Genomic DNA, 13,132 nt, shown 5'->3' on the forward strand with positions numbered 1-13,132 from the left:
GCGCGGCGCGCGCGGCGGGCGCGGCGGGCGCGGCGCGCGCGGCGGGCGCGGCGGGCGCGGGTCAGTGGGCGAGGCTCTTCTTCGCCTCGGCGAGCGCCTTGTCCCAGGCTTCGGCGGTGCTCGCCTTCTGCTGCTCGATCAGGCCGAGGGCGTTGCCGAACGGGACGCGGACCTGCTGGTCCTTGGTGCCGCGGAAGCTCGGCGTGAGGCCGTTCGCGGAGGCGGCGAAGATCTGGCCGGTGGGCGCGTCGTTGAAGTAGGGCTGCTTGGTGCCCTGGACGGCCGGGTCGTTGAGGACGCCGGTGAGCGAGGGCAGCGAGCCGGTCGGGCCCTGGAAGATCGCCTTCTCGGACTCGGGCGAGGTGAGGAACGCCGCGAGCTCGGCGGCCTCCTTGACGTGCTTGCCCTGCTTGGGGACGGTCAGGAACGAGCCGCCCCAGTTGCCGCCGCCGCCGGGGACGGCGGTGATGTCCCACTTGCCGGCGTTCTCCGGGCCCGCGGCGGACTGGATCAGGCCGGTCATCCAGGCCGGGCAGGTCATCGTCGCCATCCTGCCCTGCTTGATGCCGGCGTTCCACTGCTGGCTGAACGGGGAGAGCGCGGCCGACAGCCCCTGCTCGACGGCGCTGCCGGTGGCGTCGAAGAACTGCTTCACCTTCGGGTTGGTGTCGCCGATGTAGGCGTCGGAGCCGTCGAAGAAGCCGAACTCGGTCTGGTTCATCATCGCGGTGAAGATGTTGCCCGCGGAGTCGAACCAGGCGTGGTCGGCGACCTTGGCGCGGAAGGTCTCGCCGGTCTTGAAGTAGGCGTCCCAGGTGGGCCAGAGCTTGGCGACCTCGGCGCGGTCGGTGGGCAGGCCGGCCTGCTGGAAGAGGTCGGTACGGTAGCAGATGGCCAGGCCGCCGACGTCGGTGCCGTAGCCCATGACGAAGCCGTCGCCCGCGGTGGACTGCGCCCACTTGTAGGGCAGGTAGGCGTCCTTGCGCTCCAGCGCGCCGTAGTCGGCGAGGTTGGCGAACTTGTCCTTCACCTCGCGGAACTTGGGCATGTAGCCCTCCTCGATCGCGACGACGTCGGCCGCGCCGCTGCCCGAGGACAGCTGGGTGGAGAGGCTGTTGTGGTGCTGGTCGAGCTGGGAGACCCGCTCCTTGACCGTGACGCCGGGGTGCGACTTCTGGTACTCGGCGATCAGCGGCTTGTAGCCGAAGTCGCTGAAGGTCGCGACGGTCAGCGTGATCTTCCCGCCGGCCGAGTCGCCGGAGCCGCCGCCGGAGGAGCAGGCGGTGGCGAGCAGGGCGGTGGCCGCCGCGAGGGCGGCGAGCGAGAGAGATCTGCGGGGGCGGGGGGAGCCCATGGGGAGCCTCCGGAAGGGGCGGTAAGGGTGGGAGCGTCACCGGGCCCGGCCGGTGGGGCGCTCGGCTCCGACCGCGGCGGTGTCGCACACAACCTGCCGCTCACCGAAACTCAATGTCAACTGTTTCGTTCGAAGTTTCGGAACGGATGGCAGGTCAAACTCCCGACGGAGGCAGCGGGAGCCCGGCGCACTGTTTCGGATCGACCGGCCCTCAACTGCGGAGACGGGCGAATGTTTACGACACTGTTGACGCGATGATTCGGAGGTCACCACCATTCGAGTCCCCACCCGACGGAACGCCAAGGAGCACCTCCATGCGCCCCCTCCGCAGAGCAGGACTCGCCGCGGCCGCGGTCCTCACCGCCGCGGCCGCCGTCCTCGCCTCACCGGCCGGACAGCAGCACGCCCAGGCCGCCGTCAGCGCCCGCAACCTGCCCGCCGACGGGAAGATCCTGTCGATCATGGGCCAGGACAGCGACACGCTCGCCGCCTACAAGAGCGACGTCCTGGACAAGGCGTCGCTCAACGCCCCCAAGCCGGGCGGCGTCACGCTCTACACCAACCTCGTCCTCGGCGGCAGCCCCGAGCCGCTGGCCGGCATCGTCGGCCCCGCCGACTGGGGCGCGGGCCGGGTCGACTTCAACTCCACCCTCGCCCAGTACCCGGGCTCCGCCCTCGCCGTCGGCCTGTACCTCTCCGACGCCACCAGCGGCTGCAACAACCAGCCGCTGCGCGCCGTCATCGGGCGCAACGACAGCGACGTGACCGCCGGCAGCCCCAACCTGATCAGCCAGTACCGGGCCAAGGTCGACCAGTTGGTCGGCTCGCTCAAGGGCTACAACCGGCCGGTCTACCTGCGGATCGGCTACGAGTTCGACGGCCCGTGGAACTGCTACAGCGCCGACTTCTACAAGCAGGCCTTCGCGTACATCAAGGGCCGGATCGACGCCCTGGGCGCGAACAACGTCGCCACCGTCTGGCAGAGCGCCGCCTGGCCGCTCAACGCCAACCCCGACCACCCCGAGTGGAACTACGTCGTCACCGACCCGCACCACTACGACGCCTGGTACCCCGGCGACCAGTACGTCGACTGGGTGGCGCTCTCCTCGTTCTACAACTCCGGTTCACTGGCCACCCAGTGGGGCTGCAGCAGCTACGACACCGCGCCGGTCGCGCTGCAGAACCGCGTGCTGGACTTCGCCCGCGCGCACGGCAAGCCGGTGATGGTCGCCGAGTCCGCCCCGCAGGGGTACCAGACCGGCGCCCACACCCAAAGCTGCATCTTCCGGAAGAACAAGACCGCCGCCACCGGCCAGGACATCTGGAACCAGTGGTACGCCCCGTACTTCGCCTGGATCAACCAGAACCGCGACGTCATCCGGGCCGCCGCCTACATCAACACGAACTGGGACGCCCAGACCCTCTGGCAGTGCGCCGACGGCGCCCAGGCCGGCGGCACCGGCTGCGGCAACGGCTACTGGGGCGACTCCCGGGTGCAGGCCGACCCGACCGTGCTCGCCGACTTCCTGGACCAGCTCCGCGGCGGCCAGTGGGTGAACGGCACCGGCTCCACCCCGCCGCCCGGCTCGCCCTCCCCCACGCCCACGCCCACGCCCTCCCCCACCGCGTCCCCGTCCCCGTCCCCCAGCGGCAGCCAGGCCCCCTACACCCAGGGCCTCGCCACCGGCACCGCCCCGAAGCTCTGGTTCAAGCCGAACGGCTTCACCGCGACCTTCGTCACCGTGCACTACACCGTCAACGGCGGCGCCCAGGCCAACTACTTCCTGACCTGGAACGCCGGGGCCGGGCGCTGGGAGCAGCCGCTCACCGTCAAGTCCGGTGACCGGGTGACGTACTGGTTCGACTACCAGCGCTCCGACCAGACCTTCCAGGTCTCCACCCCCACCTGGACCGTCACCGCCTGACGCCCCCGCTCCCCCGCCGCGGCCCGGCCCACCCGCCGGGCCGCGGCCCCACCCCCACCGGGAGAACCCGTGCACCCGACCACGCACCGGCCCGCCCTGCCGCTCGTGCTGCTCGCCCTCCTCGCGGGCCTGCTGTTCGGCACCGCGCCCCGCGCCGCCGCCGCGACCGCCGCCGCCGCCCCGCCGCAGCGCGTCCTGCTCGCCGGGCAGTCCACCCGGGCCGCCTGGGACGACCTGAGCAGTGTCACCGACGCCCCCGCCGGCGGCTCCGTCTACTACGAACTCGCCTCCGGCACCTGGGTCTCGCCCGCCCACCGCGACTACGCCGCCTTCCTGGCCGCCCAGGGCCGCACCGTCCAGATCGGCATCAGCTGGAAGGACAACCCGCCCGGCTACACCGGCGGCGACCGCGCGGCCCGTTCGCGCGCCGTCACCCAGGAGCTGGCCGACGGCCGGTACGCCGACCGCTTCGCGACGCTGATCGACTTCGTCAACCAGTACCCGCGGGCGACCTTCCTGCTGCGCCTCGACTACGAGGTGAGCAGCGCCTTCCACTGCACCGATGCCAGCTGCTCCTCGTACAAGGGCGCCTTCGCCCGGATCCGCTCGCTGATCGACGGCGCCAGGCACCAGGGCAACGTCCAGTACGTCTACCACCCGGTGCGCGGCGAGTACGCGCAGCTCTACCCCGGGGACGCGGCCGTCGACCGGATCGGCGTCTCGGTCTTCGCGCACGAGCTGTGCCTGCCGGTCTACGACCACGGTTACCTGTACAACGGCACCCCGCCGGGCAACTACGACACCGGCACCCTCCAGTGCCGCAACCCGTACATCGGGACCGACGGCTGGGGCAACCCGGCGGCGGTCTGGAAGGACTGGGACTACGACGGCAACGTGCTCGGCATGATGAAGTTCGCCCAGGACCACGGCAAGACGATGATCGTCTCCGAGGGCGGCATGATGAACTTCACCGCCGACAACGGCGCCACCGACGGCCTGGAGCAGGCCCGCGGCGCGCTGTGGGTGCAGCGGCTGTTCGGGCTGCTCGACTACCGCGGGCCGATCCCCAACCAGCCGGGGACGTACGACCTGTCCCGGGTGATCACCGCCGTCACCTACATCGACCTGGACTTCCGCTACGGCTGGGACGCGGTGCCCGACGGCACGTTCGACTTCCCGCCGGACAGCACCTGGTTCGTGGACGGGCGGATCTCCCGCTACGGCGCCGCCCGCACCGCCTTCTGCCAGGGCCTGGCCGGCACCGGCTTCACCACCCGCTGCCGCTGACCCCGGCCCGGCCCGGGGTGCGCACCGCCCGCCCGTGGGAGCAGCCCGCCCGTGGGAGCCCCGCGGGCGGGCTACTCCTCGAAGGTCCGCTGGCTGCGCACCAGTTCGCGGGCCTGGACGGCGGTCATCGGGCGGCCGAACAGGTAGCCCTGGCCGAGCGGGCAGCCCATCGCGGCGAGCAGGTCGCGCTGGGCGGTGGTCTCGATCCCCTCGGCGATGACCGTGACGCCCAGGGTGTCGGCGATCCGGGCGATGCCCTCGACCAGGGCGTGCTGCTGCGGGGAGGCGCCGAGCCCGTCGATGAAGGTCTTGTCGATCTTCAGCGTGGAGATCGGGAACTCCCGCAGGTAGGAGAGCGAGGAGTAGCCGGTGCCGAAGTCGTCGATCGCGATGCCGACGCCCAGGGCGGTCAGCTCCTCCATGTCGGCGAGGACCCGGTTGTCGCGCCGCATCAGCACGGACTCGGTGAGTTCCAGGACCAGCGCCGTCGGTTCGATCCGCGAGGTGTCGAGCACCTCGCGGACGGTGTCGAGGAAGCCCGCGTCGCGGAACTGGCGGGCGGAGACGTTGACGTTCACCCGCAGCCGGGGCCGTCCGGGGCCGCCGCCCTCGTCCGCCCACTTGCCGACCTCGTGGGCGGCCTGTTCGAGGACCCAGGCGCCGAGCTGGACGATCTGGCCGCTCTCCTCGGCGACCGAGATGAAGTCGTCGGGCAGGATCATGCCGTGCCGGTCGTGCGGCCAGCGGATCAGCGCCTCGAACCCGGTCAGCACGCCCTCCTGGAGGGCGACGATCGGCTGGTAGTGCAGCCGGAACGCGGACTCGGTGAGCGCGTCGTCGAGGTTCTCGTAGAGTTCGTGCCGCCGCAGCAGCCGGGTCTGGAGCGCGGAGCGGTAGTGCCGGCGCTGCCGCCGTCCGGCGTCCTTGGCGGCGTACAGCGCGAGGTCGGCGTGGGCGAGCAGTTCGGTGGTGTCGGAGCTGTCCTCGGTGGTGGCCACCCCGATGCTGGCCGAGACCCGGGCGGCGCCGGCGCCGAGCACGAACGGTTCGGCGAAGAGCGCGAGCAGGCCGTCGGCGACGGCGTCGACGTCGGCGGGGGTGCGGGCGTCCTCGACCAGGACGGCGAACTCGTCGCCGCCGAGCCGGGCCGCGGTGTCGGAGCTGCGCAGGGCGCCGGAGACCCGGCGGGCCACCGAGAGCAGCAGTTCGTCGCCGACGGCGTGGCCCTGGGTGTCGTTGACGGCCTTGAAGTCGTCGAGGTCGATGAAGAGCACGCCGGTGACCAGGCCGCTGCGGGCGGTGCGCTCCAGGGCGTGCGCGGCGCGGTCCTGGAACAGGACGCGGTTGGCCAGGCCGGTCAGCGGGTCGTGGAAGGCCAGGTGGGTGAGTTCGCGCTCCATCGCGCGCTGCTCGGTGACGTCGCGCAGGGTGAGCACCAGCCCCTCGACGGTCGGGTCGGCGCGCAGGTCGTTGAACCGGACCTCGGCCTCGATCGGGGTGCGGTCGGGCCGCACCAGCCGCCAGTGCTCGCGCGGCTGGTCCTGGCCGTCGCCGGGGGCGGGGAAGCCGCGGGTGCGGAGCCGCTCCAGGGTCCGGACGACGCCCCGGACGTCGCCGGGCGGGACCAGGTCGGTCAGCGGGGTGCCGTCCAGCCGGTCGTGGCCCAGCACCCGGGCCGCGGAGGTGGAGGCGTAGCGGACGGTGTCGTCGTCGTCGAGGATCAGGATGACGTCGCTGGCGCTCTGCACCAGGGTGCGGAAGTACAGCTCGCTGTTGCGGTGGTTGATCTCCTGGCTGAGCAGCACGCGTTCGACGGCGAGCGCGGCCTGGGCCGCGAGGATCTCCAGCGGGCCGCGCAGGTCGGCCAGCTCCTGTTCGGTGCCGGCCGCGACCAGCACGCCGAGCAGCGGGTCGCCGGAGGGCCGTTCGGCGAGGGTGAGCGGGCAGAGCAGCACGTGGGGCAGGCCGTGCGGGAAGGCCGCCGAGGTGCCGCGCAGGTCCTCGGCGGGGAGCAGCAGCGTGGTGTCCGGCGAGGCGAGGGCGAGCAGCGCGCCGACCTGTTCGGTGGGCGGGGCGGTCGGGGCGCCGGCCGGCCGGGAGTGCGGGGTCCGGGCGACGGCGAGCCGGACGGGGTGGCCGGGGCGGGCGGGCATCAGGGCCGAGGCGGCGCTCTCGACGCCGGTGGCGATCTCGTCGACGGTGACGGCGGCGGTCAGCCGCGAGCCGGCCTCGCGCAGGGTGCGCTCGCGCACCGCGGCCTGCCGGTAGGCGGCGACCACGACGGCGAGCCGGGCCAGCACCAGCAGGTACAGGACGGCCGAGAAGGCGCCGATCACGCCGGTGTTGGCGGTGTTCCCGGCCACCCACTCGGCCAGCAGGATGGCGGGGGCGATGAGCGCCGCGGCGGTGAGCAGCAGCAGCCGTCCGGTGCCCAGGCCGGGCTGCTGGGTGGGCAGCGGGTGGGTGAGTTCGACCATCGAGGGGTGGAGGGCGGCCGCGCCCCAGGCGGCGTAGAGGACGGCCCAGCCGAGGTCGACGGGGGTGCCGATGTGCCAGTTGCCGTGCAGCTGGATCAGCCCGTAGGCGGTGTCGGAGAGCAGGATGCCGACGGTGCCGACGGTGAGCAGTTGCAGCGAGCGGCTGGCGCCGCCGCTGGGGGTGAGCAGCCGCAGCAGCAGGGCGAGGACGACGATGTCGCCGAGCGGGTAGGCGATCGAGACGGCCTTGGAGAACCAGTCGAGGTCGGGGTTGCGGGTGTAGGGCAGGATCAGGTAGATCCACGCGAGCAGCGCCAGGCTCATGGTGAGGATCAGGGCGTCGAGCAGCCCGGCCCAGTCCTGTCTGGACTTGCGGCGGCGGATGAAGAGCAGGGCTCCGGCCGCGTACAGCACGAACTCGGCGAGGTAGAAGACGTCCGCGACGGACGGGAACGGGTTGTGGAGGTGCAGGAACTGGGTCTGCACGACCTGGGTGACCTCGCCGGCGGTGAAGCTGACGTTGGCGAGGGCCAGCAGGTACCAGGGCGTGGCGTGCGCGGGCCGGTTCAGCCGGACGCCGGTGACGACGGCGGCGGCGCCGCTCATGCCGATCCCGGTCCACCAGATGATCCGCTGGTCGGGGTTGGCGTAGTAGATGCCGGTCAGCAGTGCCATCCACGCCAGGAAGCAGGCCATCAGGAGCCGGCGACGGGCTGTCATGGCGCTACCTCCTGCCGGTAGGGTCCCGGATCGACGGCTTGCGAACACCTTCGTCCACCATGGGCGCATATAGTCGAATAGCACAATTTCGTATCTGTTTCTGTTGCCCGCGCGAGCGAGGTCAGTCCTGTGGTGGAACGAGCAGGCGGTACGGCGGACGGTCCTCCCCCGCCGGATGGGACCAGCTGGTCGGTGATCCGCGACGCCTCCGGGCGGCACGCTATCCGACCGGCCGCGGCGGCCCGGACGGACGGGTGGGAGCCGGTCTTCGGACCGGCCGGGCGCCCGGACTGCCGGGCGTTCGTCGACCGGAACTGGCGGCCGTCGGAGCTGGGCCTGGCGGCCCGCTCCGGGGGCGGCCCGCGGCCCGGCCCGGGCGGGCCGGTCCCGGTGTACGAGGCGTTCCGGGCCCGCGCGGCGCGGGACCCGGAGGCGCTCGCCGTGCTGGGCGAGGGCGGCACGCTGTCCTACCGGGAGCTGGCGCTGCGCGCCGCCCGGCTGGCCGGGGCGCTGCGGGCGGCCGGGGTCCGGCCGGGCGACGCCGTGCCGGTCCGGCTGCCCCGGGACGTGGACCTGGTGGTCGCCTGGCTGGCCGTGCTCGGCGCGGGCGGCGGCCTGCTGCCGGTGGACCCGTCCTGGCCCGCCGAGCGGCAGGACCGGGTGATGGCGCGGTCCGGGGCGGCCGTGGCGGTGGCGGCGGGCGCCCCGGGCTGGCCGGGGGTGCGGGTGCTCGGGCCGGACGCGGCGGGTCCGGTCGAGGAGCCGCCCCCGCTCGGGCCGGGCGACCTGGCGTACCTGATCCACACCTCCGGCTCCAGCGGCGTCCCCAAGTGCGTGGCCGTGGCGCACGGGCCGCTGGCGTTCACCCTGGACCGGGTCGGCCGGGCGTACGGGCTGGCGCCGGGCGACCGGGTGCTGCAGTTGGGCGCGCTGGGTTTCGACACCGCGCTGGAGCAGGTCCTCGCGCCGCTGGTCCGGGGCGCCGCGGTGGTGCTCGGCGGGGTCGACGCGTGGGCGCCGACCGAGCTGCTGGAGCGGATCGGGGAGCTGCGCCTGACGGTGGCCGACCTCACCCCCGCGTACTGGCACCACCTGGTGGCGCAGCTGGAGCCGGGCGAGCTGGGCCGGACGGGGCTGCGGCTGGTCCTGGTCGGCGGGGACGTGGTGCACGTGGACGACTGCCGGGCCTTCCTGGCCCGGCTGCCGGGCGTGCGGCTGCTCAACGCCTACGGGGTCAGCGAGGCCGCGATCACTTCCACCCTCTGCGAGGTGACGGCCGAGGTGCTCGGGGACGCCGCCGCGACGGCGCCGGCGCCGATCGGCCGGCCGCTGCCGGGGGTGCGGGTGCACCTGCTGGACGGGCGGCTCGCACCCGTGGCGCCGGGCGGGAGGGGCGAGATCCACCTGGCCGGTCCGGGCCTGGCGCTGGGCTACTGGCGGGACGCCGCCGCGACCGCCGAGGCGTTCGTGCCGGACCCGTCCGCCGGGGAGCCGGGGGCGCTGATGTACCGGACGGGCGACACCGGGCGGCTGCGGCCGGACGGCGTCCTGGAGATCCTCGGGCGGGTCGACGAGCAGGTGAAGGTCGGCGGCTTCCGGGTCGACCCGGGCGAGGTGGAGGCGGTGCTGGCCGCCCACCCGGAGGTCCGGCTGGCGAAGGTGCTGGCCGACCGGACCGCGCCCGACGGCAGCGCCGCCCTCACCGCGTACTACACGACGGCGGACCCGGAGACGGCCCGCGCGCCGGAGCGGGTCGCGCCGATCCGCGCCCACCTGGCGCGCTACCTGCCCGCGTTCATGGTCCCGGCCGCGTTCGTGCCGCTGACCGCGATGCCGCTCACCGCGGCCGGGAAGATCGACCGCCGGGCGCTGCCGGCCCCGCCCGCCTCCGCGGTGCACGCCGCCGCGCCGCCGCCGGGGCCGGGCGACGGCGTCCCCGCGGACGCGACCGAGCTGACCATCGGCCGGCTCTGGGCCGAACTGCTCGGTGTGGACCACGTCGAGCCGCTGGACGACTTCTTCGCCCTGGGCGGGACGTCGCTGCTGGCCATGGAGATGCTGGCCCGGGTCCGGCTGCTGGCCGACCTCGACGTCACCCTGGTGCGCGGCCTGACCCGGTCCCTGCTCGGCGAGCCGACGCTGCGGGCGTTCGCCGCCGCGGTGCGGGCCGCCCGCGCGGGGGGCCCGGCCGGTACCGGGCCGGGGGCGGGCGGCATCGACTGGAACGCGGAGGCCGAGGTGCGCCGCCCGGTGCGCGGCGGCGGCGGGCCCGCGCCGGACCGGGTCCGGCCCGCCGAGATCCTGCTCACCGGCGCGACCGGCTTCTGCGGCGCCCACCTGCTGGAGACGCTGCTCGCCACCACCGGGGCGCGGATCCACTGCCTGGTCCGGGCGCCGGACCGGGCGGCGGCGGCCGAGCGCCTGCACGAGGCCCAGCGGCGCTTCCTGGGGCGGCAGTTGGACGACCCGCGGATCGTCCCGCTGACCGGGGACCTCACCGAGCCCCTGCTGGGCCTGCCGCAGCACCGCTTCGACTGGCTGGCCGAGCACCTCGACGCGATCCACCACCTGGGCGCCCGGGTCAACTTCCTCTACCCGTACCACCAGCTGCGGCGCGCCAACGTGGACGGCACCCGGGAGGTCGTCCGGCTGGCCGGGCACCGCCGGGGCGTGCCCGTCCACTACGTCTCGACGCTGGCCGTGCTGGCCGGTTTCGGGGCGGCCGGCGTCGACCGGGTGGACGAGCGCACCCCGCTGGCCCACCCCGAGCACCTGGGGGTGGGCTACGTGGAGTCCAAGTGGGTCGCCGAGCAGCTGCTGCACCGGGCGGCGGCGCAGGGGCTGCCGGTCACCGTGATCCGCACCAACGACGTCACCGGGGACCTGGCCGGCGGAGCGATGAACCCGGCGACCGAACTGTGGGCGCTGGTGCTGTACTTCGCCGAGAGCGGGCGCTACCCGCAGGTGCGGCTGCCGCTGGACTTCGTGCCCGCCGACCGGTTCGCCCGGGCCGCCGCCCACATCGCCGCGCACGCCCCGGCCCGCGGCGACGTCTACCACCTCGCCTCGCCGCGGCCGGCCTCGCTGCCCGAGCTGGCGGCCCGGATGGCGGCCGCCGGCCGTCCGCTCACCGCCGTCCCCTACCGGGAGTGGGTGCGCGAACTGGTGGCCTTCGCGTCCGCGCACCCGTCCCACCCGATCGCGCCGTACGCGCCGCTGTTCGTCGACCGGGCGCCCGGCACCGGGCTGTCGATCAGCGAGCTGTACTTCCGGCCGGTCTTCCCGCGCTTCGACCGCTCCCGGGCGGAGGCCGCCCTGGCCGGCAGCGGCATCGTGCTGCCGGACGTCGACGCCGGGCTGCTGGACCGCTGCCTGGCGCAGCTGGACGGCACCGGGCTACTGCCGGGCCGGGCGGGCTGAGGCCGCCGTGGACAGCACCGCCGGGCCGGACGCCTGCGACGGGCCGGACCCCGCCGCCGAAGCGGACCCCTTCGACGGGCCGGGCCCCTTCGACGGACCGGACGCCCTCGACGGGCCGGACCCCTTCGACGGACCGGACGCCCTCGACGGGCCGGACCCCTTCGACGGGCTCGACCTCGCCCGCGCGCCCGCCGACGCCCCGGTGGCGTTCGGCGCGGAGCTGACCGGCCCGGTGCTGCTGGCCGCCTACCGGCGCGGCCTGTTCCCGATGCCGGCCGACGACATGGCGGCCGCGTTCCACGAGGTCCGCCACGGCTCGGCGGTGGCGGCCGGACGGATCGCGCTGCTGCCCGGGCCGGCCGGGCAGGACCCGTACGCGCTGGCCTGGTGGTCCCCCGATCCGCGCCCGGTCCTGGCGCCGGGGGAGGTGCACCTGGCGACCCGGCTGCGCCGGGGCCTGCGGGCCGGGGCGGGCGGGTCCAGCACGGCGGACCGCGCCTTCGCCGAGGTGGTGGCGGGCTGCGCGGAGGGGCGGCGGCCGGTCTGGCTGACGCCGGCCCTGCGCGCGGCGCTGGCCCGGCTGCACCGGGCGGGCGTCGCGCACAGCGCCGAGGTCTGGGACGGGCCGGAGCTGGTGGGCGGCGCGTTCGGGGTCGTGGTCGGCGGGGTGCTGAGCCTGGACTCGATGTTCGGGCGCCGGCCGGGCGCGGACCGCACCGCCGTCGCCGACCTGGCGGCCCGGTTCGCCGCCGCCGGGGGGCGGCTGCTGGACGTGCAGTGGGACAGCCCGCACGTCCGGGCCCTGGGCGCCCGGCCGGTGGCCCGCGGGGACTACCTGCGGGCGCTGGCCGAACCGGCCGCCCCCGCCGCGCCGGAGACCGGGCGGCTGCCGCTGTCCCGGCTGGGCTGAGGCCGGTCCGGACCGCCCCGGGGTGTTTCCGGCCGGCGGCTCAGCCGGCCTGGAGGCGGAGCCCGGCCAGGGTGAGGTCGAGTTCGGCGAGGAACTGCTCGCGGTCGTCGTGCCCGTCGAACTCGTCCACGATGTGGTGCAGGAACGGGTAGCGCTCCGGGTCCAGGGCGCGCCAGTTGTCGGCGAAGCGGCCGAGGAACTCCTCGCGGCCCACGGCGCCCTCGACGACCTCCTCGGGCGGTTCGTCCCGGCCCAGGTCGGCGGCGTTGCTGACCACGACGCCGATGACCGCCGACAGGGCGTGGAAGCGCTGCTTCGGGGTGAGGTCGAGGCGCAGCAGCTGCCGGCCGAGCAGTTCGTACAGGCGCAGCGAGTTGCCCTCGCTGCCGATGTTGCGCAGGAAGCGGTCGCCGAGCCAGGGCCGGTCCGCCACCGCGTCGAACAGCGTGACGGCCATGGCGCGCAGGTCGGCGATCGGGTCGGCCGTGTCGGGCCGCTGCTCGACGGCGGTCAGGACGCCGGCCAGGACGTGGTCGATGGCGCGGTCGAGCAGGTCGTCCTTGCCGGAGACGTACCAGTAGATGCTGCCGACGCCGGTGCCCAGCCGGCCCGCGAGGGCGCGCAGGGTCAGGGCCTGTTCGCCGTCCTCGTCCAGCAGGGCGACGGCGGCGGCGAGGACTGCCTCCATGGAGTGCGAGGCACGTCGACGCCCTCGGGTCGGGCGTTCGGCGGGGTGCGGTCGCGTCGGTGCCATGGTTCCCATCCAATCACATTTGCGGGATTATCGAACTCGGTTCTATAGTAGAACCACGTTCGATAATGCGTCGCGGACCGCTACGGCCGCACCCCCGCGCCCCGCCCGGCACGACGCCCGGACCGCCCCCGCCCGACCCCACGAAAGGAGGCCCGTCATGACTGCCACCGCTGCCGCACCCGCGGCTTCCCGCACCTATCCGTCGCTGCGCGCGGCCTGGATCCCGCTGGCCGCGCTCTGCCTGGCCTTCTTCGTCGAGATGGTCGACAACACCCTGCTCTCGAT

The 13,132-nt window shown here is 74.4% G+C and carries 7 protein-coding genes; 4 read left to right on the forward strand and 3 right to left on the reverse strand.

Annotated features, from left to right (window positions below; all coding sequences use genetic code 11):
* Positions 1 to 61: 61 nt before the first annotated feature.
* Positions 62 to 1,354: an extracellular solute-binding protein gene (locus tag K353_RS28770; RefSeq protein ID WP_111556433.1), complete on the reverse strand. Its 1,293-nt coding sequence runs from the start codon at positions 1,352 to 1,354 to the stop codon at positions 62 to 64.
* Positions 1,355 to 1,668: 314 nt separating this feature from the next.
* On the opposite strand from K353_RS28770, the gene K353_RS28775 reads away from it, so the two are divergent.
* Both K353_RS28775 and K353_RS28780 read left to right on the forward strand, forming a co-directional pair.
* Entirely contained in the window at positions 1,669 to 3,279 is a 1,611-nt protein-coding gene (locus K353_RS28775; RefSeq protein ID WP_111556434.1) for an endo-1,3-beta-xylanase, read from the forward strand.
* Positions 3,280 to 3,348: 69 nt separating this feature from the next.
* Positions 3,349 to 4,566: a hypothetical protein gene (locus K353_RS28780; protein ID WP_111556435.1), complete on the forward strand. Its 1,218-nt coding sequence runs from the start codon at positions 3,349 to 3,351 to the stop codon at positions 4,564 to 4,566.
* A 71-nt stretch (positions 4,567 to 4,637) separates the two neighbouring features.
* Here K353_RS28780 and K353_RS28785 read toward each other — a convergent pair whose 3' ends face one another.
* The gene (locus tag K353_RS28785; protein WP_146616593.1) at positions 4,638 to 7,763 is read right to left on the reverse strand and encodes a bifunctional diguanylate cyclase/phosphodiesterase; all 3,126 of its coding nucleotides are present in this window, start codon (positions 7,761 to 7,763) and stop codon (positions 4,638 to 4,640) included.
* 192 nt (positions 7,764 to 7,955) lie between these two features.
* Here K353_RS28785 and K353_RS28790 point away from each other — a divergent pair, with 192 nt between their 5' ends.
* Positions 7,956 to 11,183 carry an amino acid adenylation domain-containing protein gene (locus tag K353_RS28790; protein WP_158585504.1) on the forward strand — a complete coding sequence of 1,076 codons (3,228 nt, stop codon included), beginning with the start codon at positions 7,956 to 7,958 and terminating at the stop codon, positions 11,181 to 11,183.
* A gap of 7 nt (positions 11,184 to 11,190) precedes the next feature.
* Positions 11,191 to 12,093: a leucyl/phenylalanyl-tRNA--protein transferase gene (locus K353_RS28795; protein WP_111556438.1), complete on the forward strand. Its 903-nt coding sequence runs from the start codon at positions 11,191 to 11,193 to the stop codon at positions 12,091 to 12,093.
* A 40-nt stretch (positions 12,094 to 12,133) separates the two neighbouring features.
* On the opposite strand, the gene K353_RS28800 is transcribed toward K353_RS28795, so the two are convergent.
* On the reverse strand, positions 12,134 to 12,781 hold the full coding sequence (locus K353_RS28800; protein WP_111556439.1) for a TetR/AcrR family transcriptional regulator: 648 nt from the start codon (positions 12,779 to 12,781) through the stop codon (positions 12,134 to 12,136).
* Between the last annotated feature and the right edge of the window lie 351 nt (positions 12,782 to 13,132).

This window comes from Kitasatospora sp. SolWspMP-SS2h (assembly GCF_003259315.1).
Classification (GTDB): domain Bacteria; phylum Actinomycetota; class Actinomycetes; order Streptomycetales; family Streptomycetaceae; genus Kitasatospora; species Kitasatospora fiedleri.

Bases quoted from the DNA above. Each gene is read 5' to 3' on its own strand.
- K353_RS28775 (WP_111556434.1), top strand. From the start codon at position 1,669: ATGCGCCCCCTCCGCAGAGCAGGACTCGCCGCGGCCGCGGTCCTCACC.
- K353_RS28785 (WP_146616593.1), bottom strand. From the start codon at position 7,763: ATGACAGCCCGTCGCCGGCTCCTGATGGCCTGCTTCCTGGCGTGGATG.
- K353_RS28770 (WP_111556433.1), bottom strand. From the start codon at position 1,354: ATGGGCTCCCCCCGCCCCCGCAGATCTCTCTCGCTCGCCGCCCTCGCG.
- K353_RS28800 (WP_111556439.1), bottom strand. From the start codon at position 12,781: ATGGAGGCAGTCCTCGCCGCCGCCGTCGCCCTGCTGGACGAGGACGGC.